This window comes from Thermoanaerobacter uzonensis DSM 18761, from assembly GCF_900129115.1.
Classification (GTDB): Bacteria; Bacillota; Thermoanaerobacteria; order Thermoanaerobacterales; family Thermoanaerobacteraceae; genus Thermoanaerobacter; species Thermoanaerobacter uzonensis.
This window is the reverse complement of sequence record NZ_FQUR01000011.1, coordinates 130263-156196: the sequence shown is the minus strand read 5'-3', so window position 1 is coordinate 156196 and position 25934 is coordinate 130263. Positions and strand designations below refer to the sequence as shown.

The window sequence follows — 25934 nt, the reverse complement described above, 5'->3', positions numbered from 1 at the left end:
ACTTATGTACATATATTACTTAGATGAATCAGGTGATGAGAAAAGTAATGTCTACATTTTTTCTGCATTAGGGATACCGGCAGAAAACTGGAACAATGTGTTTAAAGTTATAAAAAGATTTAGGATATACCTAAAAAATAGGTATGGCATAAGAATAGCTAAAGAACTACATGCTACCGAATTCATTGCTGGACGTGGTAAACTAGGAAGTAAAATTGTTACGAAAAGGCAACGGGCCTTTATATTTAGACGTTATATTAAACTATTGGCGGCATTAAGCAAATACAATGTTGAATGCATTAACGTAAGTGTTAGAAGCTATGAAGAAGCTTTAGACAGAATAATAAATAGAATAAATCGATCTCTTGAAACAAAGAACGACTATGGAATACTTGTTTTTGATAGGGGAGATGAAACAAGAATAAAAAAAGTACTACGGAAAATGAGAGTTTTTAATCCGATACCAAGTAAGTATGGTGAATGGGAACCAAACGTAAGAACTAAGAACATAACTATCGACAGAATCATTGCTGATCCCTTCTTCAGAGACTCACAGGATGACTATCTTATTCAGTCAGTTGATTTTATAGCATATGCATTACTAAGATATGATTATCCAACAGGAAAAATAAAAAAATATGGGTTAGAAAATTTGTTTACAGAATTAAAACCAATACTAAACTTACATGCCCATCCTGCAGACCCGTACGGAGTTGTTAGAAAATAAGACAAAAATAAAAGCAAGACCGATTTCCCGGCGACTAATACCGGATCGACCCTGCAATTATAGTATATCATGATGAAAAAAGATTGTCAATGTCAAAATATACAAATAAAGATGTTATTAATTAATTGTTGAAATAAAAATAAATATTTAAGGAAAGGGGATTTCTCATGGCTGAAACAGAAATAAGAGCTGCTGCATATGCAAGATACTCTAGCGACAATCAAAGGGAGGAAAGTATTGAAGCTCAATTAAGAGCTATAAAAGAGTACTGCGAAAAAAATAACATACAGCTGGTAAAGATATACACCGATGAAGCAAAAAGTGCTACAACTGATGATAGGCCGGCATTCCTGCAGATGATAAAGGACAGCTCACTGGGGCTGTTTAACGCTGTTATTGTTCATAAACTGGACAGGTTTGCCCGCAACAGATATGACAGCGCTTTCTACAGGAGACAGTTAAAAAAGAACGGCGTAAAACTTATTTCAGTACTTGAACAGTTAGATGATTCGCCAGAGAGCATTATTTTAGAAAGTGTTTTAGAAGGGATGGCTGAGTACTACTCCAAAAACCTCGCAAGGGAGGTTATGAAAGGATTGAAAGAAAATGCTTTTCAGGCCAAATTTAATGGAGGTATACCACCTTTGGGATATGACATTGTGGATGGGAAATATGTGATAAACGAAAAAGAAGCTGAAGCAGTGAGACTGATTTTTGAGTTATATGCACAGGGGTATGGATATAGGCAGATAATTGATGAATTAAACTTAAGAGGTTACAAAACTAAGAAGGGAAATCCGTTCAGGAAAAACAGCATTCATGAAATTTTGAAAAATGAAAAATATACTGGCAAATACATATTCAATAAAGGTACAAAGAAAAACCATAGAATAGTAAAAGAAGACGTAATCGTTATAGAGAATGCTATACCTGCAATCATTGATGAAGACTTATTTAAAAAAGTGCAGGAGAAAATGGAAGAAAGAAAAATAACAAGAGGGGCTAATTCTGCAAAAAGGGTTTATCTTTTGTCAGGTCTTGTTTACTGCGGAATATGCGGTTCTAAAATGGTAGGGTGTTTAAGCAGAGGGAAATATGTAACTTATAGATGCAGCAGGAAAGACAGAACTAAGCAGTGCACAAATAGAGATATAAATAAAGAAAAACTAGAAGCTTTTGTTATAGATGAGCTGAACAAGAGAGTGCTTGACCCAAAAGTAGCGCCGGTATTGGCTAGACTTTTAAACGAGGAAAATCAGAAGCTAAATAAAGAGAGAGCAGAAGAAATTGCTTTTTTAAAAAAGCGCTATAAGGAGGTTGAAGAGCAGATGAAAAACATAGTAGAAGCTATTGCTCAGGGGATGTTTCAGCCAATAATGAAAGAAAAAATGAACGAATTAGAAGCAATGAGAAATGAGCTTGCTTACAGAATTAAAGAGCTGGAAAATAAAAAAGAGACAGACTTTATTACACCAGAAATGATATTAAAAATCTTCGAAAAGGATAGGGAAATAATTAATTCCTCGAAGGATCCTCATGAAATTAAAGAAGTGCTTAAAAACTACATAAAAAAAATAATCGTCACCCCAGATGAAATAAAATGTGAATTCTACTTCTGGATAGGTGACGATTTCCGTTCTTTGCTGGTAGCGGCGAGTGGATTTGAACCACCGACACTGCGGGTATGAACCGCATGCTCTGGCCAACTGAGCTACGCCGCCATATTTTTGGTTGCGGGGGTAGGATTTGAACCTACGACCTCCGGGTTATGAGCCCGACGAGCTACCGGACTGCTCCACCCCGCGCCATTGGTGCCGGAGACCGGACTCGAACCGGTACGGGCTTTTAGGGCCCGCAGGATTTTAAGTCCTGTGCGTCTGCCAGTTCCGCCACTCCGGCTTCATCTCCTTGAGACAGTATTTATTATATTATATCTATATCTTTAAGTCAATAGTTTTTTATCCACTTTTGCAACTTCAAATGAAAATTCCATTTTTATAGCTTAAATTCCCCAAATTTATAGACGACTGCTCCTTCTAAATTATCCCACTCACTAACCGTTATTTCTTTGAAACTCAGCATTTCTAATATAGTCAGTAATATAGCAGTTCCCGCAATTATTATATCAGCCCTTTGTGGCTGCAATCCAAAAATTTTTTTCCGCTCTTCCAATGTAACAGACATAAATTTATCTAAAATCCTCTTAATTTCTTCTTTTTTTAGCTGATATCCATGAATTTTTTCTTGAGAATAAATTTCCAATTGCTGGGAAACGGCAGCGAGAGTTGTTATTGTCCCTCCTATGCCGATGACATTTTCAACTTCTTTGTACTTATTAATAGAATTTACCATTGTATCTATTATATGCAACCTGATTTCATCATATTCCTCAGCTGTAGGAGGATCATTTTTAATAAATTTTTCAGTAAGCCTCACAGCTCCTATATCAAAACTTTCTTTTACAAATTCTCTACCTTTATATGCTAATTCAGTACTTCCTCCTCCTATATCTAACACCAGAGCATCTTCCTTATTAACCCCCAACACCGCTCCGATGTATCCAAATAAGCTCTCTGTTTCTCCATCTATGATTTCTACCTCTAGCCCAAGTTTTCTAATTTGCTCAAAAAAAGCATCTTTATTTTTAGCATCCCTCATCGCAGATGTTGCAAAAGCATATATAACTTCTGCACCTTTTTCTTGGGCCAATTTCACAAAGCGTTCAATCACCTCAATGCTTCTCTGTATCGCGTTATTATTTAACTTACCCGTTTTAGAAATTCCTTCCCCCAATCGAGTTATTTCAACGTCTTTTTGTATCTTGTTTATATTTCCATTATTTACGTCACATATAAGTTGGCGTATTGAATTTGTCCCTATATCAATTGCACAAATTCTCATAATAACCCCCAACTATCACAGGTAAAAACCCTTTATGAAAAATCTTCGGGCATAACCCGAAGTTAATATCCATTGCTTCTTCTGTAGCCTGTATTTCTTCTCTTGGAATCAAAATTCTTTCGCAGCTGTTGCTGCCTTTCGTCTGAATCTTTTAAAAACTTAAGCAATTTCTCTTCAAAGGAACTATTAGTATTATAATTCCTATTGCTCTGCCATACAAAATCCTTTGGTTCTCTTTCTTTATTATTCTTGGGCAAAGCCTTTTTGATTGACAAACTTATTCTGCCATTAGCATCCATGGACAATATTTTTACTTTTACTTTATCATGCTCCTTCAAATGCTCCCTAATATCTTTTACATAGGTATTAGCAACTTCCGAAATATGCACCAACCCAGTTTTCCCCTCTGGTAACTGAATAAATGCTCCAAAGTCTGTGATGTTTAACACGGTGCCCTCAACAACATCTCCAACCTCAAATGGCATATAAATAAAGATCCTCCCTCTAAAAATTTTATTAATGAGTTTATTATATATTAAGATACAAAATATTTCAAGATGAATTTTCTGAAATTACTTTTTTGTCTCTTGGGACTTAGTTTTTGAAACATCTACATAAATTATTTCTCCTTTTTTAACCAACCCCAACTTTTGTCTTGCCTCATTTTCAATAAAACTTTCACTATTTATCTGGTGAAGTAATTCATTTAAATACTTATTTTCTTTCATTACTGCAGCTTCTTTATTTTTTAAATCCCTATACCTATTATCAAGTTTCTCTAATGCAACTTGCTGCTGAAAAAAAGTAAATCCAATATATGCAATAAAGGCAAAAAACAATATCTTCTTTAGCTTTTTCACTCATAACACCTGCTTTCACAAGGCATATAATCTATTATTTTTATTCGACATTTCTTTAAAAAATCCTTTATTTTTTCCTTTTAAAAATCTTAAAATGAGTTAAATTATTTTTCAGAAAAGCAACAGGCAAAGTTAAAATTTTTTTTGTGAACTTATAAGGAACAATAATAAAATTGACTACTATTCTAGCAGGATATATAATAATTTCTGCCATCTTTTTTAAAAATTTTATTGCAAATTCACAAACTCCAATTAAAGCTCGGATGATGAAATGACTTAGCAACACATAATAAAGAATGATTCCAATTGCAAATCCCAAAAAACTATAAAACCTGATTTCAACATAATTGCTTATATACATAAAATAAAGCATAGTAATTGTCCCAAAAAGCCAAAATATAATATCGGCAATATTAGAAAAAGTTTTTTTAAGCCTAAAAACTCGTCTTGTTACTTTAAAAATATCGTATATAAAACCCAGCACAAAACCACCATATACTGTTACTAAAAATGCATAAATTTGACTTTGTATGGTTATTACCATTTACATACCCTCCTTTTCTTGTTATATTATATTTATCCACTGCAACAAGAATGAAACTAAAATAGGGGCGATGCATCATGACAACAGTATATATTTCCGGACATAAAAATCCAGATACCGATTCTATTTGCTCAGCTATTTCTTATGCCTATCTAAAGCGCATCTCTGAAGGTATAAATGCTATACCTGTTAGATTAGGTCCTATAAACCGAGAGACAAAATTTGTACTAGACTATTTTGGAGTAGAAGAGCCTATTTTTATTGAAAATGTATATACCCAAGTACAAGACATTAAATTTGATAAACCTCTCGTTTTTAAAGAAAACACCTCCATGTTTGAAGCATGGAACACTATGATGGAAAAAAACATTAGAACAATAGCAGTAGTAGATAAGGAGAATAAATTAATAGGAATTGCCACAGTAGGAGATTTGGCAAAGGCATATCTTTCTTCTTCTCATGAATTATCTAAGTATAAAATCCCTATTGACAACATATTAGCTACTTTGAAAGGAGAAGAAGTTTTAAGATATGTAGATTATCTTGAAGGCGACATTTTAGTAGCTGCCATGTCTAAAGAAAATGTGTTAAAAAGAATAAAAAAAGGGGATATCTTAATCATTGGAGACAGAGGCGATATACAACAAGTTGCGATTCTACAAGGAATAAAAGCTCTCATAATTACTGGCAACAACGGAGTCTCAGAAAAAATTCTTGAACTAGCTAAACAATATAAAGTAACAATTATAAAAGTTGTACCAGATACGTTTGACACTGTTAAATTATTAAACCAAAGTATACCATTATCATATGTAATAAAAAAGGAAGATCTAGTAACATTTAGAGTTAGCGATTATATTGATGATGTAAAAGAAGTAATGTTAAAATATAGATACCGAAACTTTCCAGTTGTCGATGAAGAAGGAAAAGTCACGGGGCTCCTTGCAAGACGACATATTTTAGACTATGAAAGAAAAAATGTCATAATGGTTGACCACAATGAATTTTCGCAAGCAGTTGAAGGAATAGGACAAGCAAGAATATTAGAAATAATTGATCATCACCGAATTGGGACAATAGAAACAGAGCAGCCAATACTATTTAGAAACCATCCTGTAGGCTCTACTGCTACAATTATAAATCGACTTTTTGAAGAAAAAGGGCTAATTCCGGAACCAAAAATAGCGGGAATAATGTGCGCTGCTATTTTATCAGATACTCTTGTATTTAAATCTCCTACTTGTACACCAGAAGACGTAAGAGCAGCTAAGAAGCTTGCAGAAATTGCCAACATAGACATAAATGAGTTTGGAACTGAAATGTTCAAAGCAGGTACCTCTTTAGAAGGAAAAACTGTTGAAGAAATATTTTATACAGATTTCAAAGAATTTACAATAAATAATTATAAAATCGGCATAGGGCAGGTTAACACTCTTACAGATGCAGGAGAATTAAAACAACAGCTTATAAGCTTTATGGAAAAAGTGAAAAAAGACAAAGACTACGACATCTTATTGCTTATGTTGACAGATATAATAAATGAGGGATCTGAAATACTTTTTGTAGGAAACAACAAAGAGCTGTTACAAAGGGCTTTTAACGTTGAAATAAAAAACAACAGCTTTTACTTGCCTTATGTCATCTCTAGAAAAAAACAAGTATTACCTCCCCTTGTTAAAGCGATAAACACCCACTGAAGTTTATCGCTTTAACTTTTCTATAATATCGCCAAAATTTCTAAAAGAAGTACATGGAATCCCATTTTCCTTACAGTATTTTTCCAAAACTCCCTTTGCAAAGACTTTACCCGCATGTTGAGAGACACAAAGGTCTGAATATCCATCGCCTATATAAACTACATAATATCCCATAATTTTGTATCTATTCAATACTTCCAGTTTACACATACCACATTTATCACAATCCTTGCTTTTATGTGGAAAATCCACTTTTATTTTCCCATCTTCAAACCAAAGTTTGTTGCTATAAAATTTTGTATTAAACCCGAATCTTTCCATAATAGCTTTTATATTAAAGTCATATCCATCACTCACTATTATAACTTCATAATTTTTTTCTCTGCAAAAATTTAAAAATTCTATAAAATAATCATCTATTTCAACTGTGTAAAGCAAATCTAAAAGTTTTTTTTCATCTACTTCCATAAGTTTTAATGTTTCAATTGCGCATTCCTCAGTAGACATTTCCCCTTTTTCCCATAGTTCTTCATAATACTGCCATCCATCTTTTGCAAACTTTTTCACCATTAAATCAACAGTATCTACTTTAGTAACAGTACCGTCAAAATCTACTAAAAAGACTTTTTTCAATTAATTTCTCCTCCTTTATTTTAAATCCAAAAGCCATTTTACAAATTTTATAGCCAAATCTTTGTGTTGGCTATTTGCCATAATTGCAATAATTTTATCATTATAGTCATATCCCAGATTTTTTAAATATTTATTATTCCATCCAACATATATTCCATAAACACCTGGTTTTAACTCACCAGAGGGTTTCTCTACTTTTGCTACATTTAACCCTGATAAATTTAACTCTTTTACCTTATCTAATCGCAAAAAAGCTCCTTCTCTTGCCAATATATCAAAATTATTTTTATCCAGAACAATGACGTCTATATCTTGAGCCCCCATTCTGGCCATTAATTTTTGAGTTGAGGCAGGGTCAAGAGTAAGATTACCATTTCTACCTTTTACAAGCCTGTAAAAATCAATAGAAGCTTGTTTTTTCCCAGAAGAATCGCCAATTAATTCTTTAGTGACTTTTTTAGAAAATTCACTTTGTCTATCAAAATCCATATATTTGCCAATTAAAGCAACATTTAATACGTAATCCTTTCTATTAATAATACTATTTGTAAAAGAAGCCAACAAATATATTACTAATATACTTACAATAATATGAACTTTATAATAGTCCCATATATATTCCACTTTTTCTTTTGTAGTCATATTTCTAAACCAGCTTTTTCTCTCCTCACTCATTTATTTCACACCTCCCTACTTCCTTTGTGCAAAATATCCAAATCTATTATAACAATTAAACTTTTTAAAATCGAGTATATAAAACAAAATAAGCCGCAACACGCGACTTATCTAAACATTCTACTTATGAATCCCCCTGATTTTCCTATAAGGCCACCTTTGTCACTGTAATTTAAATTTACTATTTCTCCATCAATCGACACTTGTCCGTCATCAAGGTTCAATTTATTAATGTGAAGCCCTTGACCTCTTATTGTCAAAACTCCCAAATCCGTCTCCAATATTACTGTTTCTTCGTCAAAGCTTACAACATTTGTTACCCCAGAAATGCTGATTTTTTCTCTATTTTCAATTGTAATATTATGAGGTTTCCCCGCCCTTGAAAAGTTCCTTTTATCTTCCATTTGAAATCTCTTTAAACCTCCTTTCTTTTTAATAGACTATTATTATCTATGAATCTTGTACTTTTTTTAGAACAAAAAAATCCTCCTTCTGGAGGATTTTAATCCCAAATTTTTACTATATTTATACCTTTAAAATAATAGTTTAGTATATCTTTTGCCTTTTTACCCTCTTTAGCCATCTGATATGCTCCCCATTGAGACATTCCTACGCCATGCCCAAACCCTCTTCCTTTTATCACCAATTTACTTCCATCGTAAGAAACTTCATCTATCATAGTGGACTTTAGCCTTTCACTTCCAATCGCCATTCTAAAATCGGGAGCATTTACAGGCGTTTTGTCAAAAAGAAAGTTTACAGTTCTTCCTGAAGCCCCCTTTGTACCTATTTTCACAGTTTTAAAATCGTTTATACCCAGTCCCATTTTCTTTAATGCATCAATCACTTCACTTTTAGTAAAAATAACCGTCCAATGCTTTACATTAGCTGGTGCACTAGGACTATCATTTGACTTTACGCTCACAATATAAGGAGGTTCCGGCTCTTTGTAATTAAGGCCTTCCTTAGCCAAAGCAGTTTGTCCTGCTGCATGAGAATGAAACCATGCATTTATAAATTTTCCGTCATAGACAGCAACTATACCTCGCGTATCTTTTACGGCTTCTTTTATTTTAGAATTTATATTTGAAGGGTTCCAGGCCTGAGCCTCCTCAAAATCTGTTGATATGTCGGCTCCAGGATATTTTGACTTTTTAGTACTTACAAAATTTAAAACATATGTCCTAGCTAAAATCGCCTGGGCTTTTAAAGCTTCAATTGGCCAATAATTTTTTATTTCTCCCGCAACTGTACCTTCAACATATTTCTCTAAAGGCATATTTTCAATTTTACCTGTTTGAACAACATAAACTTTAAGAACAGGCTCTTTGTTTTCACCTACATTTATTTTTGCAGGTATTTTAGGTAGTTCCATCCGTGGCTTCCTAATAGGTTCTGGTTTTTTTGTAGGCGGCTTGCAAGCAGTCATAGCAAATAACAAAGCTACTAACACCGCAATTAATTTTAGTTTGTTCCTATACAATTAAAATCCCTCCTATACTTTTGTTTATAGTATTTGAGGGATTTTCACAAATCATTCATTCTTCCATCAATTTATACATTTTGTAAGCCTCGTCTTTTAAAGCATGTTCTTTTACATCTAAAACCTCTACTTTGACAATTTTATTTCCAAAGTTTATCTCTATTATATCATGTTCTTTTACTTCATCACTAGCTTTTGCTTGCTTGCCATTTATAAAAATTAATCCCTTGTCACAGGCCTCTTTTGCAATCGTACGCCTTTTGATAAGCCTTGAAACTTTCAAAAACTTGTCTACCCTCATACTTCTTACCCCCAGACAAAAGTAAGAAAATCAGGTCATAAAGACCTGATTTTCTTTAAGAATTTACTAAATCCTTTAATGCTTTCCCTGCTTTGAAAATAGGAGCTTTTGAAGCAGGAATTGTTATTTCTTCTCTTGTCTGAGGATTTCTACCTTTTCTTTCAGCTCTTTCTCTTACTTCAAATGTACCAAACCCTACTAATTGAACTTTGTCACCATTCTTCAAAGCTTCTTCTACTGCTTCAATGAAAGCATTTAATGCCTTTTCAGCATCCTTTTTTGTTAACTCACTTTTTTCTGCAATTTTCGCAACAAGATCTGCCTTATTCACAACAATACCTCCTTAGTTTAAATATGTTTTACTCTTATTTATTCTTCACAAAATCGAAAAATCCTGCTAATTTACGCTTATTTTTCATTTTTTTTATTAAAATTATTCATCTTTGCTTCATTCCACAGCTTATCCATATCATTTAATGTCATTTCATCCAATTTTTGTCCATTCTTTGCCGCAGCTTTTTCAATGTATTCAAATCGCTTTATAAATTTTTCCACTGTGTTGTGAGTTGCACTTTCTGGTTCTACATCTAAGAATCTAGCTACATTTACCACTGCAAAAATTAAATCTCCAATTTCCTCACTAATCTTTTCTTTATCTTTCCCTTTATACACCTCCTTTAATTCTTCCAATTCTTCATAAACTTTAGAAAGTGCATCCTCAACCCTATCCCAATCAAAACCCACTTTTGCAGCTTTCTCTTGCACTTTATAGCTTCTGATAAGAGCAGGCATATACATTGGTACATCTTTTAAAACTTCCGTATAAGAATTTAAATCTTTCTCCTGTTTTTTTAACTCATCCCATTTTTCTAATACGGCTTTAGAAGTTTTTAATTCTTCTGCCCCAAAAACGTGAGGATGCCTCCAAATCATCTTTTTGCATATGCCATCTACTACATCGCCAAAATTGAATGTTCCCCTCTCCTTTGCAATTTGTGAATGGAATACAACTTGAAAAAGTACATCTCCTAACTCTTCTGCTATCTTATCCTCAGATTCTTTTTCAATCGCATCAATTAACTCATAACTTTCTTCCACCAAATATTTTTCAAGGCTTCGATGAGTCTGCTCTTTATCCCATGGACATCCCTTTTCACTTCTTAAAATTCTCATTATCTCTAAAAGGTCATATATGTCATACTTTTCTTGAAAGAGTGTTTGTACAGGAGGTATGTATAAAGAAGTAAGATAATCAATCCAATCGAGCCTGTCAATCATATAAAGGGGTATTGTCTCTATTACTTGTTTCCCTGGAATTCCTGCATTTTTTATAACAGTCACAGGATAACTATCTCCATATACTTCTGCCAGTTTTAATTTCACTTCTGAAGCTATAAATCTATCATACACCTGCACAACAATATTAGCACATCTTTTATCGGGCTTTTGAACATCCAAAGACAAACCATCAATTATTTTAAGGCCATATATAGGGTCAATTTTCAATTCCTCTATAATGGCATCAATAAAAGAAATAGCTGGTATAACCTCTATTGATATATCGGCACAATCGTTACAAAAGTTTAATATGTATTCCACGGATTTCTCCGCTACATAAGGATGTCCTGGAACAGCATACACAACCTTTCGATATTTTTTGGCTATATCTATTATTTCCCGAGCAATATTTTCATAAACCTCTTCAAAACTAGTACTTTTTTCATACATCTTGTCAAAAGTGTCAAAAATAATTCCCTGCGTTTTAAGATATGGAACTACCGGATGTTTTTCCGTCCGCAAAAAAACCTTATCAGCATTTTTCATTTTCTCTATCGTACCCAGTGTAATGGAATCTGCCGAACCCGGCCCTAAGCCTACTATAAATAGTTTATTCACAGTAACCACCCCAAAAGCTAAAATGTACAAATAATATTATATCACTTATTTGGATTTTTATATAATTAAATTTATCTTATACTTAGCCGTTGAAAAAGCTACTAAATTAAATTATAATATATTTTAGTACACACATTAAGGAGTGGTAGTACATGGATATGGTGGAATTGGGCAAAAGAATTAGAGAAGAAAGAAAGAGGCAATTCCTAAAACAAGGAGATTTATCAGGAGACGAATTTTCCAAAGGCTATATAAGCCTTATAGAAAAAGGTAAAATAAGTCCTTCCTTAAAAGCTTTAAATTTTATCGCTCAAAAATTAAATAAGCCAGTTGTGTACTTTTTAGATGAAGACTATGTCGAAAAAGAAGAATTAAAAAAAGAACTTTTCAAATACAAAAATATACTCGAAAAATTTTTAAAGGCACAAAGGGCATTCGACAGCAAAAATTATGAAGAAGCTATTAAATTATACCTTGATATTTTAAATAATGCAATAGATGAATATTCCTCAAATTTGATAAATTTTTATCTAGCTAAATCTTATTTTGTTATTAAAGATTACCCAAAGGTCCTTGAAATTCTAGACAAAATATCTTCTTATTTTGAAAAAAACTTCTTCAATGAGATTATGGTAGAAATTTACTATATGAAAGGCTTATCTTTGGGAAATTTGCAAAAATTTCAATCTTCTTTGGAAAGTTATTTGAAAGCTTTAGATGGATTTGAAAAATATTCCTTAAAAAACGCTGAATTGAAATCCCGCATACTTTTCAGTATAGCAAATTTGTACAGCAAAATGGGAGAATTTATTAAAGCAAGAGATTATTATATAAAATGTCTTGAGTATTCTACACAAATCAAAGCAGTAGACTTTATTGCCCTTTCCAACAATGGACTTGGACTTGTAAATCATGAACTTAAACAATACAAAGATGCTTTAAAATATATAAGGCGTGCCATTTTGATAAGCAAAACATTAAACTTAAAAGAAGACATTGCTAATGAATATAATTACTTAGGCTTTGTATATACCGATTTAAAGAAATATGACATTGCAGAGAAATATTTCTTTAAAAGCTATTCACTATACAAAGATTTAGAGGACAAAAGAGGAATGGCATATAATCTAACAGAAATAGGAAGAATTTATTATTTAAAAGAAAATTACCAAAAAGCTCTTGAGTATTTAAATGAATCTCTAGAAATTGTAAAAGAGATAAACGAAGAAGAAGAAATGGGAAGAATTTATACAATCCTTGGCAATTTGCACCTAAAGCAAGGTCAATTTGAATTAAGTGAAAAAGAACTTTTAAAATCTGTGGAAATACTCAAAAACCTTGGCCTTAAGAAAGACTTGTCTGAAGCCTATAAAGGATTGGGAAATTTGTATATTGCCCTAAATAATCCTGAAAAAGCCAAAATATATTTCAATCAATCTATAGAACTATTGTATGAAAATTTGGCATGAGGAGAAATAGCAATGAATATAACAGAAAAATTAGAATATTCGTTTCCTTCTCTCAAGCACAGAAATTTCAGGTTATTCTGGTTTGGGCAAATGATTTCCCTTATAGGCACGTGGATGCAAAACATAGGTCAAGGTTGGTTAGTTCTTAAACTGACGAACTCTTCCTTTTTATTGGGTCTTGTAAGTGCTGTTCAATTTTTGCCTGTGATGCTCTTTTCTTTATTTGCAGGGGTTGTAATAGACAGATTTCCAAAGAGAAAACTGATTTTATTTACACAAACAAGTTTTGCAATTTCCGCCTTTATCCTCGCAACTTTGACTGCCCTAAAAATAATAAATTATTGGGAAATATTAGCTTTGGCTTTGTTTAATGGTTTTTTAAACACGATAGACATGCCAGCAAGGCAATCTTTTATCATTGACTTAGTAGGAAAAAAAGATTTGATGAATGCAATTGCTCTAAACTCAGCAGTGTTTAACGCAGCAAGGATAATAGGCCCAGGAATTGCAGGAATATTAATTGGCAAATTGGGATATGCCGTATGTTTTTATTTGAATTCTGCAAGCTTTATTGCTGTAATAATAGGACTTATATTAATTACAGTAGAAGGTATAACGCCAAAAATTAATGACGTCAAAGCAAAGATCTTTGATGACTTAAGAGACGGGTTAATATACATCAAAAACACCCCTGTTATATTAACTACAATACTCATGATTGCCATTTTGAGTACTTTTTCTATGAACTTTAATGTATTAGTACCTGTTTTTACAAAAGATGTTCTCCACAGAGAAGCGACAGATTATGGCTTACTAATGTCAGCAATGGGAACAGGAGCCCTAATAGGAGCATTGACATTAGCTTCGGTAAGTAGAAGAGGAGTAAAGCCTGTTTATTTATTTGGTGGAGGCATTGGACTTGGAATCTTTCAAATATTCATAGGCATGCAAAGTAGTTACTTATTAACAGCTTCTCTTCTAGCTCTATCAGGCTGGTCTATGATAACCTTTAGTTCTTCCGCCAACACCACAATACAAATTAATTCAGCAGATGAATTCAGAGGAAGAGTGATGAGCGTTTATTCTTTGGTTTTTGGTGGGGTAACTCCTATAGGCTCACTGTATGCTGGTACATTATCTCAAAAAATTGGCTCTCACATAACTTTTATAGTAAGCGGAATAATAGCTCTTTTGTATACACTTTATGTTTTAGTGTTTCAATATAAAAAAGTTTATGGGACAAAGGTATAATTGTCCCATTCTATTCTTCTTCATAAATCATCTTTGCCAGTGGAAACATTTCTATAGCTCTCGGCATTAAACCTTGAACATAAGCTATTAATACTCCATAGTTTACTATTGGAATGTTTTTGCTTTTTGCATATGAAATTCTATACATCATTTCTCTTCTATTCAGCATGCATGCGCCACAATGTACAATCAAGCTGTATTCTTCGAGATTGTCTGGAAAAGTTATGCCGCTCGACCAGTCAAATTGTATGTCTCCTCCAACAATCTGGCGTATCCATCTAGGTATTTTTACCTTTCCTATATCATCAGACTGCCTGTGATGCGTACATCCTTCAGCAATGAGAACTTTATCACCAGGTTTTAATTTTTTTATTGCTTTTACACCTCTTATAAGTTCCTCCAAATCACCTTTATATCGTGCAAAAAGAATAGAAAAAGATGTAAGCGGTATATCTTTTGGCGTATCAGCGCTAACTTTCAAAAAAGCCTGAGAATCTGTAATAACTAATGACGGCTTTTTCCCTATATTTTGAAGTGTTTCTTTTAGCTCATGCTCTTTCGTAACAATAGCCATCGCATCATTGTCAAGAATATCTCTTATTGTCTGTTGCTGTGGAAGTATAAGTCTGCCTTTTGGAGCAGCCTTATCTATAGGAACAACAAGAACTACAAAGTCTCCAGGTTTTATGAGATCGCCTACAATTGAAAGTTCCCTGTCGTCATATGGTGCTTTTTTTATTAATATCATTTTTAGGGCTTCAATTCCATGTTTTTTTAAGGCAGAAACTTCAATAAGTTCTAGTTTTAATTTTTCTTCCCATTTTCTTTTATCTTCTTCAGAATATTGTGATAAATCCTTTTTATTTATTACCCCTACAACTGGAATATTTTTATCTCTAATGACCTTTAGAATATTTTCTTCAAACTCTGAAAGTCCTATAGTACCATCTATAACAAGAATTGCAAGGTCTGTTCTATTTAAAACTTCATAGGTTTTTTTTACCCTAAGTTCCCCTAACTCTCCTGTATCATCAAGTCCAGCAGTATCGATGATTACAACTGGTCCGATCGGAAGTATTTCCATTGCCTTCGACACGGGATCAGTAGTAGTACCTGCAACATCAGATACAAGAGCCACTTCCTGGTTTGTGAGAGCATTTATAAGGCTTGATTTACCTGCATTTCTCCTGCCAAAAATAGCTATGTGTATCCTGGAAGAAGTTGGCGTCGTGTTCATAATTATTTTTCTCCTTTCAATTTCCTTTTTCCTGGTATTCCTGGTTTCGTCATTTCATAAGGGTTAAATATTATATCAAGTTCCTCCTCTGTAAAGAGTCCTGTTTCTATCACAACCTCCCTAATGGTTTTTCTTTTCTCTTTGGCCATTTTTGCAATTTCCGTTGCCTTTTCATACCCAAGGTAAGGAACTAGCGCAGTTGCATATGAGTAACTTTTCTCAACAGTTTCTCTTAAGTAATCTTTATTTGCAGTTATTCCCTTAATACATTTATCTATAAATATTCTTATAGCGTTTCTTAATAGGTCTATCTGCATAAAAAGATTATATGCAATCTGAGGCAATGTAAAATTAAGCTCAAACTCACCTGCTTGGGCACATAAAGTTATTGCATGGTCACATGCTATAACTTGAAAAGCTGCCTGCTTTACAGCCTCAGGTATGACAGGATTCACTTTACCAGGCATAATCGATGAACCTGCCTGTACTTCTGGTATATTAATCTCCATGAGTCCACACTTAGGCCCCGATGACATAAGCCTTATATCATTTGATATTTTTATAAGGTTTGTAGCTGCCGCTTTTAAAAGCCCAGATACCTCAACAAAAACATCGTTATTCTGGGTAGGGTCCATCATATATTCCGCCCTTGCAAGTCCAAGTCCCGTTATTTCTCTCAATATTTCTATAACTGAGAATATATATTTTAGCTCGGCATTTACACCTGTCCCAACAGCAGTACCGCCAATGTTGACCTGCCTCAATCTTTCTTCAACCTTATATATCCTCCATCTATCCCTCGCAACTGCTTGTGCATATGCACCAAATTCCTGTCCAAGCATAACAGGAAGAGCATCCTGTAACTCGGTTCGTCCCATTTTACATACATCAGAAAACTCTTCTTCTTTTTCTTGGAGCACACTTTGAAGCTCAGCTAAATCCTCACTCAAAGGCTTTAAAAGACGTATTGCCGCAATTCTCACCGCTGTCGGGAAAACATCATTTGTAGATTGGCTCAAGTTTACATGTTCCAGTGGATGTACAATAGAATAGTCTCCCTTACTACCCCCCAGTAGTTCGATTGCCCTATTTGCAATAACTTCGTTAGCATTCATATTGGAAGAAGTACCTGCACCTCCCTGGAGAGCATCAACAATAAATTGATCATGGTATTTACCTGATATTATCTCATCACAAGCTAAAATTATTGCCTTCGCTTTTTTTTCATCAAGCAAGCCAATTTTCACATTTGCAATCGCTGCAGCCTTTTTGACCATCGCAAGTGATATAATAAGTTCCCTGTGGATTTTTTGCCCTGATATATGAAAATTTTCAAAAGCTCTCAATGTATGTATACCATAATAAGCATCAATGGGCACTTCTTTTTTCCCCAGCAAGTCATGCTCAATTCTATATTTCATAAAATTTGCCTCCACATTATAATCATCATCAATATAATCAATAATACAAAACAATCAGATTGTCAATAATTTATCGATATTTAGTGTGTGTCAAAAATTAGTAGAAATAATATACTGACATTACCTACTAAAATTTTACACGGATCGATATTTAATAGGCAAAGTTACTGTAAACACAGTACCTTTGTTTTCTTCGCTTTCAACTGTTATAGTTCCACCATGTTCTTCAATTATTTTCTTTGCTATGGCAAGTCCCAATCCTGTACCACTGTATCTGCTGTTTTTGCCTCTATAAAATTTATCAAAAATGTGTTTCATTTCACTCTCTGAAATGCCATGACCTTCATCTTCCACTTTTATTATTGCTCTCTCTTTCGCTTCAAGAACAACTTTTACAGTTTTACCACTCTCACAAACTTTTATAGCATTATCAATAAGATTCACTAACACCTGTTTCAGCCTATTTTTATCTCCATAGACTACAAGATTATCGTTATTTTTTTCACATATTAAGTTGACACCATTATTTTCTGCAATAGGTTTTAGCACAGCAATTGTTTCACGAATTAAGCAACTAATATCTACCTCATCAAAAGTCAATTTTATCTTACCAAGCTCCATCTTGGAAAAATCCAAAAGCTCATCTACTAAGTGAGAAAGCCTATCTGCTTCCCCATCAATAATATTTAAATACTCATATAACTCACGATTTTCTTCAAATACGTCCATAGCAGTTACTGCAAATCCTTTTATAGAGGTAAGCGGAGTCTTTAATTCGTGAGAGATATTGCTTATAAACTCGTTTTTCATCTCTTCCAACTGTCCTAATTCTTCTGCCATTTTATTAAAAGAATCTGCCAATATTCCTATTTCGTCATTTGAAATCTTTTGAGCCCTGACTTTAAAATTGCCTCTTGCCATCTCCTGCGTCGTCTTTTTAACCATCTCCAGAGGCTTTGTAAGTCTGTTTGCTATAAAAAACCCTATCACCAACGCAACTAAAGAAGAGGCTGTTAATACTACCCCAAAAAATAACACTAACTTTTTTATTACATTGTAAACTTCCTCTAAGGAAGAAGAAAGCCTCAATACTGCTATATAATTTATTTTATTTTTTATTGGCACTGACACGTGGAGAACTTTTTCATTGTGGAGGTCTTCTATATAAACTCCATTTTCTCCTGAAATAGCTTGTATGACATCTGGAGTAAGTATCTTAACAGGAATAGGAGTAGAAGAGACAGAAGAGTCCCCTAAAAGCATGCCTTTCATATTTAAAAGCTGAACTTGTGCATTGGTATCTGCTGCAAGCTTTTTAACCAAATCTTGGCCTATCGCGTATATATCTGCATCAATGTAACTATCAATTACACGAGAAAAGGAATTGCCCTGTGAAGTAAGTATTTCAATTATGTTGTTAATATAGTATTTTTCAAGTGTTAAAGTAGATATAACTCCAAAAAAAATTATTATCATTGTAACCAACAAAATATAAGAAACTGTAAGTTTAAATCTTATACTCATTTAACTTCCTCCAAAATAATACCCAATTCCCCATTGAGTATGTATGTATTTTGGTTGGTCGGGATTAGTTTCAATTTTTTCTCTTAGCCTTCTAATGTGAACGTCCAGTGTTTTTGTATCCCCTATAAAAGATTCTCCCCATATAAAACCAATAAGTTCTTCTCTTTTTACCACTCTCTCTCTATTTGTCATTAATATCTTTAAAAGTTGAAATTCTCTTGGAGTCAGAGACACTTCTTTTCCCTTCACAAAGACTTTATTTTGGCTTAAATCCAATTTTACCTCTCCAAATTCTATGCTACCAGTACTTTGCATAATCGCATTAAACTCATAAACTCTCCTTATAATCGCTTTTACTCTTGCCACAAGTTCTCTTGGATTAAAAGGCTTAGTGATATAATCATCTGCTCCTAACTCTAAACCTAATATTTTATCCACATCCTGGCTTTTAGCCGTGAGGACAATAACAGGAGTATTTATCTTCATCACTTTTATCTCCCTTAAAACTTCAAAGCCGCTTATATCAGGAAGCATTATATCCAGTATTATAACAGAAAATTTTTCACTTCTAATTAAATCAAGAGCTTTCCTACCTTCATTCATTATTTCTGTATCATAATATTTATCCAAATTTATTTTTATAAACTTAGCTATATTGACATCGTCTTCAACCACCAATATTTTGTGCATCCTACACACCTCCCCACCATTATATTACCATACTTTCATAAAAATTAACAAATGTATTTTCGCTTTTCCGATATTGCCATTTGCATACTAAAAAATTTCTTTTCCTACTTGAAATCCAAAAAATTTTAATGTATTATAAATATAAAGGATAATATATTTCTGTTAAGATATATTATCCAAAGCAAATTAATTATAGTTGTAAAGTTTTACAAATTCAAAGGAGGAATTGACAATGGCTGATTTATATGGCGTTTATAAATGCGAAAAATGCGGAAATATTGTAGAAGTTCTTCATGCTGGTCAAGGGACATTGGTATGCTGTGGTGAGCCAATGGTTAAAATGCAAGAAAAAACAGGAGATGCAGGTACCGAAAAACACACACCGGTTATTGAAAGAAATGGCAATATTGTAACCGTAAAAGTGGGAAGTGTTCCTCATCCAATGGAGGAAAAGCATTGGATTGAATGGATCTCTCTTTTAGCTGATGGTGTATATATGAGAAAAGTATTAAAACCAGGTGAAAAACCTGAAGCAGTTTTTGTAACAGATGCTAAAGAGTTAAAAGCGTGGTCCTACTGCAATTTGCATGGACTGTGGAAGTCTGAGTAAAAAATAAGGGCGGTAAGCCCTTATCAGACTGTAGACAAACTTTCGTAAAGGAGATATTTTGCATAAGGAGCGACTTGTTACAAAGCGCTAACAAAACTTAGCAAGACCGAGGGTGAAGGCAGGGCCGAAGCCACGGATGGCGGAGGCGGGCACTAAGACAAGGAGGTCGAATGTGCCCGGTACCCTGCCGGAGCCCGAAAGTCGAGCTTTAGTTTTGTCGCTTTGGAACATCGGAACGACGATGCAAAATATCTCCTTTGAGTATTTTTTAACTTTGTCAACAAACTGTAAGGGCGTTAAGCCCTTATTTTTTACTATCTAGCTTATACTTTTCTAACTCTTTTTCGGTAAGAGAGTATTTGCTAAAAACAATCAAACTTAACAAAACTATACTTCCAGCTAAAGGCCCACAAAGCTGTAAACCAAGCGGATTTTCTGCACTATACCCAAAAATCTTAAACAAAAGTGGCGTTACAAGAGAAGAAATCCCAATAACTATCTTTATAACAAAGCCTTGTACTCCAAAAAACATGCCTTCTCTTCTCTGCCCTGTTTTAATGCCATCCAATTCCGCTATATCAGCAATCATTGCATTAGGCACTACAAAAAATACAGAAAACGGTATACCAGCTAATAAAACGATAATTATAGAAACTGTCTTATTAAAAACGGTCCCAAAAAGTCCAGTAAGGGCTAAAATACCAGCAAACATAATAGAAAACACCATGAGAAGTTTTTTCTTTCCGTATAATAGTGTAAGCTTCGGCACAAAGAAGCTAAACAAAACTGCTACAACAAATGCACCTGCAATCATAAAGCCCGACTCTTCAGCAGGAGTCTTTAAAAGCACCTCAGTTATATAAGGCATAGCAATAGTCAAGGTATTTATCCCAAACCATAAAGCTGTCGCCGCAGTAAGGTAATACATAAAATCTGCATTTGTTAAAGTCATCTTAATAGAAGTAAACATTCCCACTGTGGGTATATTTTCTTCCTCTATTTTTTCTTCTTTTACAAAAATAGGCGTAAGCATTAAAGTGATAAAAGCAAAGATTCCTAATATAATTCCCATAATTTTGAAATTAAAAATCCCAATCAAAATTCCTGACCCTGCTTCTGCTACCATCACACCTATAATCTGAGTTATCCCTTGCATCATAGTAAGTGTAATTCTTTCTTTTGCATTTTTAGTTATTTCAGGTATGAGAGCAAGATACGGCGCCACAACTGCAGTAAAAGATACAAAAAATAAACTTAATACAAAAGTGAGATAAATAAAGTTTATTATTGACACCTCAGGAACAGGAGGAAACCATATCATTATAAAAGAAATCATCAAAACAGGTGAGCCAAATAGCACAAAAGGTATTCTCCTACCCATTTTGGTATTTAATTTGTCAGAATAATAAGCGACTATTGGATCAGATATGCCGTCAAACATTCTCGCAACTATCATAGAAAAACCTATAAGGCTTATTGGTACAAGTATTTTAAGCCCTTGCATGTTAAATTGTGGAGGAGTGTAATAATATTGATACCACTTTACCGCCGTTTGAGTAAAAACCGATATCCCTAAATATCCTAAAGAATACATTAAAATCATAAAAAACCTGTTGTGTTTCATATTTTATCTCCTCTCTTAAAATTACTGTACACCTTGCCATAATAATCCCTTTCAAACTCCTCATTCACATCCCCATAATATTCCGCCATTTCTCTCGCTTCATAAAGTTTTGCAATATTTATATCAGAAGTTACGAGATAATCCCCTTCGTAATGAGGTGAAATCGCAATAATCCCGTCTTTATTATCTGTCATATCAATCGGCGCAAAAATTCCTGCTTTCCCCGTAAAATGAATCCCTCCTATCCGGCCATTTAAAGAAGCTTTTACTCCGTACACATAAGACTCTTGGACCCTTGGCCATATCCCCCTTAGTGCCCTCCAAAAATTATACTCCTCCATATTCGCTATAGGAAGAATTACAATTTCCGCACCTTTTTGGGAAGCTATCTTAAAAGTTTCAAAATAAGTGGCATCCATGCAGACAGGACAAGCAATTTTTCCTATATCTAATGAAAAAATTTCAAGCTCATTTTCTCGCTTAAGTCCAATTTTTTCTTCAAAATCTGTTAAATGTATCTTCTTTTGCCTTCCTAATATTTTTCCTTCTCTTGACACCAAAGCACCGCCATTATACAAATTGCCATTTTCGTTTATAATATAACTTCCCGTGTAAATGTAAATTCCATACTTTTTAGCAAAGCCTGTCATTATCTCTTCAATTGCCCTTTGAGAAGATTTTGATATAGATTGAAAGATAAATCGCAGTAATCCCTCCCCACTTACTCCATCTTCTAATTTTTCTCCTTTTTGTGCCTTTTTATTTAAATAATCGTTTATTCTGCTAAAGGCCGGTATTAAACCAAGTAAATCAAAAAAATTGTACTCAGGAAATACAACTATATCACTCTCTCTTTGTGCAGCTTCTTCTACAAAGCCTTTTAACAAGTTTGCATATTCTTCAATAGATTTAACCACTTTAATTTGCCTCTCCACACAAGAGATTCTCACATTATCTTTATCTTTTGAAGAAATCTTTTTATCTTTTATTCCTTTAACCTGGCGTAAATAATTATTTATCTTTTTTGCATTCATGTTTCTATCAAAAATAAATTCTAAAACATTTTTCATAATCCATCACCCAAAAATCCTTTTATAAAATTCAGTATTTAGCTGTTTCAAAACGTCAAACTTAGAAATTGCTTCTTTTCTCGCTCTTTCATCAAGTTCAACAACTATAACAGGGAAATCATCTTCTTTTGCAAGAAAGCCATCATCATCCCTCGTCATCTCCAAAGGCCCATGAATAGCTGATTCCGAATAAAAACTGTACCCTTTGCATTCTCCTTTAAAACCGCTTTCTACTGCAAAAAATAGATTCTGTTGAACGTTTTGCCATAAGCCTGCTATTTGCCTTGCGTAATTTCTTTCATCTCCCCTTATAGCTACTGGTGAAATAACCAAATTTACTCCCTTTAATGCAGCATATCTTGCCACCTGTGGGTAAAAAACATCTGTAGACAAAATTATACTCACCTTAAAACCATTTATTTCAGCTATATTAAGTATACTTCCTCTTGACAAACCAATATCTCTTTCCCACTTTGCAAGGTACAACTGCCTTTGGAATAGTATTACCTCTCCGTTTAACAAAAGAAAAGAAGAGTGGTAAGTTTTGTCTCCATCTTTTTCAAAAAAGCTTCCCGGACATATGGCAATATCCTTATATTTTAAAGAAATTTTTTTCATTTCTTCTAAAAATTTATCTTCAAAGTCCCAAAGCATACCTGTAAGAGCCGGAAAAACTACAACACATGCTCCTTTCTCTTGACAAACCTTGAGAATTTCATCTATTTTATTCAAAACCTCTTTTTTACCAGTTATCTTTTCTACCTCTCCTTTTTTTAAAACAACAGACGCCACTCTCATCTATTTCACTCCTCAAAAAGCACTTTATAAAGAGCCATTGCAAGATATCCCGCTCCAGTTGCAAAACCCACACCTGTTTTTGCCTCACCTGTATTTTTGTCAAAGCTTTCTGCCAAAATTCCATAATCCATGTTGGCATTTTTAAGCCACAAAAGTGCTTCCTCTCTTTTTAGAGGATTTAATAAGCTTCCACAAAGACCCAAGCCTGAGGGTGTATTAGGATGATGGTCGCAGGCAAGCTCTCTTATCTTTGCACCCTCAAAATAGTACTTGTATTTGGGTGAATAATAATATTCAATTGTATTTTTAAATATCTCATCATGATAATCCACAAAACCGTAATAATACATAATACCAAGATTCCCTGGCGGGTCATTGTAAAATCTATAATTTCCTTTTCCATCCGTAGACCAAGCAAAAATAGGCTTTCCATCCATCTCTGTGACAAGGTATTTGTATATCCCCTTGTAAATTCCGTCAATCTTTTTCTGTAAAGCTTCCGCCTTGTTGTACCAGTTGAGCTTTACGTACAAATCCTTTAAGTTTATAAACCCCCTCCACAATATCACATTGTCTATCGTCACAAAAGGATAATCCGAAGGGTCATCAGAAGGCAGCAAAAACGTCTTGTATAGCGCCGTTTCCCTGTCAAACTCCTTTTCAATTCGGCTGTATACCCTCTCAAGAGCTTTTATAAGTTCCATATCCTCCAAATCTATATCCATGGTTCCTATGAGAATAAGATAGCTTGCCGCCTCATCCAGTTCAAATCCTGGATACAGCACAGTTCCATCGATGTAGTGGGCATGGTCTCCTGCATTCTTGCTGTGCCTTAAAATCATCTCCCTTGCAATAAGATTGTGAAATTCTCTGTCAACAAGCTTTATTGCTGGAAAAGACCAGAGAAAGCTGTCTCTTTCCCAAAAAGCACCTGAGACATAGTACCTCGGGCTTCTAGAGGTCAATGCAATATAATTATCTGTTTCCATATCCTTTCCAATAGCAAAAAAATAATTAAAAAACAAGTTTTTATTGAGTATTTTCTCTAAATCACTATCTTGCGGATACTTTATGTACTTGCTTTCAAGAAAGTTTTTAAGCTCTTTGTATATATTTTTAAAACCTTTTCTTTTAAAATGTATTAAAGTCGTAGATGCTCCGTCCATGTCAGAATTTACAGTTATATAAAAGCAGTTTTTACCTTTGGCTTTTAATTTAAGTAAAAGCTTCTCCCCTTTTTCTTCATAATCAAAATCCTTCTCACCGCCAAAAGCAAGAGCAAAAGATATATTGTAAGAATAAATATTTAAAGCAGGGTTTTTCAGCCATTTATCAACCTTAAACTCTTTTTTAAAATCCACATCATGAGAATTAAATCGCAAAAAACTCAATTTACCTGCATTTACTTCCAAATGAATATCCATTTCTTTAGAACATTCAAATTCATACACAAATCCTTTTTCGCTTATATCAGCATAAATTTTCACTAATGCCCATTCGCCGCTGGCAAAATGCAATTTAATAGACGGTATGTAATAAAGTTCTTCTATTATTTCACTATTTGCTATCTCAAGCCTTTTCCCATCTTTATAAAATACAGGTTTAAATAGCACTTCATCCCCTGATAACTCCACAAGCCCTTTGTTTGAAAGAGAAACAATGTTTAAGCTTTTTATAGAAGCATCCTTTATTTTTATCTCAGGCAAACTTATATAGTGATTGCCCGCATATACAACCCTAATATTTTCCTCAATCTCGGGCGGCCTTGTTATAATTTTATTCATCACAAAAACCTCCACATATCCTGTAATAAGCCCTTTGGTTCTCAACCTCCAAAAGACTCTCATCACCTTAATTATACTATTTTTTCTAATAAAAACTAAACAAAAATATAAAAAAGGTACACCTATAAAAAAGGTCTACCTTTTTCTTAATCTTTTATTGTCCTTGAGGTCCTTGAGCAAGTGGAGCAGGTAATACAAACGTCCTTTGAGCCAATTCAGCATCAAGCATAAATATTGGCTGTATATTGTCTCCTATAAGCTCTAACTTGTCAACAAGCCTTTGGAAGCTCTCTTCTTCTTCTACTTGCTCATTAACAAACCACTGCAAAAATGCATTTGTGGCATGGTCTTTATCCTCAATTGCTATATCAACAAGCTTGTAAATCCTTTCAGTTACAGTTTTTTCATGACTCAAAGCCTTTTTAAAAAGGTCTAAAATACTTTCAAAGTTTCCCTCTGGTTTTTCTATCGGGTACAGAGTCACTTTCCCACCCATGCGATATATGTACTCGTAAAAAATTCTCGCATGTGCAAGTTCTTCTTGTGTCTGAACCTTGAAGAAATTAGCAAAACCTTCTAAGTTTTTCTCTTGAAAATAATTTTCCATTGCTACATATAGATATGCAGAATAAATTTCGTAATTCAACTGTTTATTTAATCCTTCCAACATTTTGTTGCTTAACATACAAAACCCACCTTTCAATTTAGAACTTCCTTATATTTCTATTGTACACTTTTA

At 33.7% G+C, this 25934-nt stretch carries 26 protein-coding genes and 3 tRNA genes; 6 read left to right on the top strand and 23 right to left on the bottom strand.

What is annotated here, in order from left to right:
* Nucleotides 1–4: 4 nt before the first annotated feature.
* On the top strand, nucleotides 5–727 hold the full coding sequence (locus tag BUB32_RS07570; protein WP_072968816.1) for a DUF3800 domain-containing protein: 723 nt from the start codon (nucleotides 5–7) through the stop codon (nucleotides 725–727).
* 167 nt (nucleotides 728–894) lie between these two features.
* The gene (locus BUB32_RS07565; RefSeq protein ID WP_072968891.1) at nucleotides 895–2415 is read left to right on the top strand and encodes a recombinase family protein; all 1521 of its coding nucleotides are present in this window, start codon (nucleotides 895–897) and stop codon (nucleotides 2413–2415) included.
* On the opposite strand, the gene BUB32_RS07560 is transcribed toward BUB32_RS07565, so the two are convergent.
* From BUB32_RS07560 to yabQ, 7 genes are all read right to left on the bottom strand, one after another.
* Nucleotides 2372–2448 (bottom strand) — tRNA-Met (locus tag BUB32_RS07560). The two genes, BUB32_RS07565 and BUB32_RS07560, sit on opposite strands and share 44 nt — an antisense overlap.
* A 7-nt stretch (nucleotides 2449–2455) precedes the next feature.
* A tRNA-Met gene (locus tag BUB32_RS07555) sits at nucleotides 2456–2532 on the bottom strand.
* Between the two features lie 4 nt (nucleotides 2533–2536).
* Nucleotides 2537–2626, bottom strand: a tRNA-Leu gene (locus BUB32_RS07550).
* Between the two features lie 96 nt (nucleotides 2627–2722).
* Complete coding sequence (locus BUB32_RS07545; RefSeq protein WP_072968814.1) at nucleotides 2723–3628, bottom strand: Ppx/GppA phosphatase family protein; 906 nt, start codon at nucleotides 3626–3628, stop codon at nucleotides 2723–2725.
* Between the two features lie 62 nt (nucleotides 3629–3690).
* A complete protein-coding gene (locus tag BUB32_RS07540) occupies nucleotides 3691–4113 on the bottom strand; it encodes a S1 domain-containing RNA-binding protein (RefSeq protein ID WP_042834650.1) in 423 nt (140 codons plus the stop codon).
* Nucleotides 4114–4200: 87 nt separating this feature from the next.
* Nucleotides 4201–4488 carry an FtsB family cell division protein gene (locus BUB32_RS07535; RefSeq protein WP_072968811.1) on the bottom strand — a complete coding sequence of 96 codons (288 nt, stop codon included), beginning with the start codon at nucleotides 4486–4488 and terminating at the stop codon, nucleotides 4201–4203.
* Between the two features lie 67 nt (nucleotides 4489–4555).
* A complete protein-coding gene (gene yabQ / locus BUB32_RS07530; protein ID WP_072968809.1) occupies nucleotides 4556–5032 on the bottom strand; it encodes a spore cortex biosynthesis protein YabQ in 477 nt (158 codons plus the stop codon).
* Between the two features lie 77 nt (nucleotides 5033–5109).
* Here yabQ and BUB32_RS07525 point away from each other — a divergent pair, with 77 nt between their 5' ends.
* Entirely contained in the window at nucleotides 5110–6729 is a 1620-nt protein-coding gene (locus BUB32_RS07525) for a putative manganese-dependent inorganic diphosphatase (RefSeq protein WP_072968807.1), read from the top strand.
* 3 nt (nucleotides 6730–6732) lie between these two features.
* Here the strand turns inward: BUB32_RS07525 and BUB32_RS07520 are convergent, their stop codons facing one another.
* From BUB32_RS07520 to yabN, 7 genes are all read right to left on the bottom strand, one after another.
* Complete coding sequence (locus BUB32_RS07520) at nucleotides 6733–7362, bottom strand: MtnX-like HAD-IB family phosphatase (protein ID WP_072968805.1); 630 nt, start codon at nucleotides 7360–7362, stop codon at nucleotides 6733–6735.
* A 15-nt stretch (nucleotides 7363–7377) separates the two neighbouring features.
* Nucleotides 7378–8037 carry an extracellular solute-binding protein gene (locus BUB32_RS07515; protein ID WP_072968802.1) on the bottom strand — a complete coding sequence of 220 codons (660 nt, stop codon included), beginning with the start codon at nucleotides 8035–8037 and terminating at the stop codon, nucleotides 7378–7380.
* Nucleotides 8038–8144: 107 nt separating this feature from the next.
* Nucleotides 8145–8441 (bottom strand): sporulation protein YabP, encoded by a 297-nt coding sequence (gene yabP / locus BUB32_RS07510; RefSeq protein ID WP_072968800.1) that lies wholly within the window; start codon nucleotides 8439–8441, stop codon nucleotides 8145–8147.
* A gap of 98 nt (nucleotides 8442–8539) precedes the next feature.
* Complete coding sequence (locus BUB32_RS07505) at nucleotides 8540–9520, bottom strand: SpoIID/LytB domain-containing protein (protein WP_072968798.1); 981 nt, start codon at nucleotides 9518–9520, stop codon at nucleotides 8540–8542.
* A gap of 55 nt (nucleotides 9521–9575) precedes the next feature.
* Nucleotides 9576–9821 carry an RNA-binding S4 domain-containing protein gene (locus BUB32_RS07500; RefSeq protein ID WP_042834639.1) on the bottom strand — a complete coding sequence of 82 codons (246 nt, stop codon included), beginning with the start codon at nucleotides 9819–9821 and terminating at the stop codon, nucleotides 9576–9578.
* A gap of 55 nt (nucleotides 9822–9876) precedes the next feature.
* Nucleotides 9877–10152 carry an HU family DNA-binding protein gene (locus BUB32_RS07495; protein WP_003869740.1) on the bottom strand — a complete coding sequence of 92 codons (276 nt, stop codon included), beginning with the start codon at nucleotides 10150–10152 and terminating at the stop codon, nucleotides 9877–9879.
* A gap of 77 nt (nucleotides 10153–10229) precedes the next feature.
* The gene (gene yabN, locus BUB32_RS07490; RefSeq protein ID WP_072968795.1) at nucleotides 10230–11717 is read right to left on the bottom strand and encodes a bifunctional methyltransferase/pyrophosphohydrolase YabN; all 1488 of its coding nucleotides are present in this window, start codon (nucleotides 11715–11717) and stop codon (nucleotides 10230–10232) included.
* Between the two features lie 152 nt (nucleotides 11718–11869).
* Here yabN and BUB32_RS07485 point away from each other — a divergent pair, with 152 nt between their 5' ends.
* On the top strand, nucleotides 11870–13186 hold the full coding sequence (locus tag BUB32_RS07485; RefSeq protein WP_072968793.1) for a tetratricopeptide repeat protein: 1317 nt from the start codon (nucleotides 11870–11872) through the stop codon (nucleotides 13184–13186).
* Nucleotides 13187–13198: 12 nt separating this feature from the next.
* Entirely contained in the window at nucleotides 13199–14437 is a 1239-nt protein-coding gene (locus BUB32_RS07480) for an MFS transporter (RefSeq protein ID WP_072968791.1), read from the top strand.
* A gap of 10 nt (nucleotides 14438–14447) precedes the next feature.
* On the opposite strand, the gene hydF is transcribed toward BUB32_RS07480, so the two are convergent.
* The 4 genes from hydF to BUB32_RS07460 form a co-directional block, all read right to left on the bottom strand.
* A complete protein-coding gene (hydF, locus tag BUB32_RS07475) occupies nucleotides 14448–15674 on the bottom strand; it encodes a [FeFe] hydrogenase H-cluster maturation GTPase HydF (RefSeq protein ID WP_072968789.1) in 1227 nt (408 codons plus the stop codon).
* Nucleotides 15675–15676: 2 nt separating this feature from the next.
* Nucleotides 15677–17095 carry an aspartate ammonia-lyase gene (locus tag BUB32_RS07470; protein WP_072968787.1) on the bottom strand — a complete coding sequence of 473 codons (1419 nt, stop codon included), beginning with the start codon at nucleotides 17093–17095 and terminating at the stop codon, nucleotides 15677–15679.
* A gap of 135 nt (nucleotides 17096–17230) precedes the next feature.
* Complete coding sequence (locus tag BUB32_RS07465) at nucleotides 17231–18619, bottom strand: sensor histidine kinase (protein WP_072968786.1); 1389 nt, start codon at nucleotides 18617–18619, stop codon at nucleotides 17231–17233.
* A complete protein-coding gene (locus BUB32_RS07460) occupies nucleotides 18620–19309 on the bottom strand; it encodes a response regulator transcription factor (protein ID WP_072968785.1) in 690 nt (229 codons plus the stop codon).
* 232 nt (nucleotides 19310–19541) lie between these two features.
* On the opposite strand from BUB32_RS07460, the gene BUB32_RS07455 reads away from it, so the two are divergent.
* Nucleotides 19542–19919, top strand: coding sequence for a desulfoferrodoxin (locus BUB32_RS07455; protein ID WP_072968784.1), 378 nt, complete (start codon nucleotides 19542–19544; stop codon nucleotides 19917–19919).
* 304 nt (nucleotides 19920–20223) lie between these two features.
* Here the strand turns inward: BUB32_RS07455 and BUB32_RS07445 are convergent, their stop codons facing one another.
* From BUB32_RS07445 to BUB32_RS07425, 5 genes are all read right to left on the bottom strand, one after another.
* Complete coding sequence (locus tag BUB32_RS07445; RefSeq protein WP_072968783.1) at nucleotides 20224–21543, bottom strand: MFS transporter; 1320 nt, start codon at nucleotides 21541–21543, stop codon at nucleotides 20224–20226.
* On the bottom strand, nucleotides 21540–22613 hold the full coding sequence (locus tag BUB32_RS07440) for a nitrilase-related carbon-nitrogen hydrolase (protein ID WP_072968782.1): 1074 nt from the start codon (nucleotides 22611–22613) through the stop codon (nucleotides 21540–21542). Before BUB32_RS07440 ends, BUB32_RS07445 begins: the two co-directional genes overlap by 4 nt.
* A 6-nt stretch (nucleotides 22614–22619) precedes the next feature.
* Nucleotides 22620–23411, bottom strand: coding sequence for a nitrilase-related carbon-nitrogen hydrolase (locus tag BUB32_RS07435; protein WP_042834628.1), 792 nt, complete (start codon nucleotides 23409–23411; stop codon nucleotides 22620–22622).
* Between the two features lie 5 nt (nucleotides 23412–23416).
* The gene (locus BUB32_RS07430; RefSeq protein ID WP_072968781.1) at nucleotides 23417–25195 is read right to left on the bottom strand and encodes a glycoside hydrolase family 125 protein; all 1779 of its coding nucleotides are present in this window, start codon (nucleotides 25193–25195) and stop codon (nucleotides 23417–23419) included.
* A gap of 154 nt (nucleotides 25196–25349) precedes the next feature.
* Nucleotides 25350–25880, bottom strand: a complete 531-nt coding sequence (locus tag BUB32_RS07425) for a ferritin (protein WP_072968780.1) — start codon at nucleotides 25878–25880, stop codon at nucleotides 25350–25352.
* Between the last annotated feature and the right edge of the window lie 54 nt (nucleotides 25881–25934).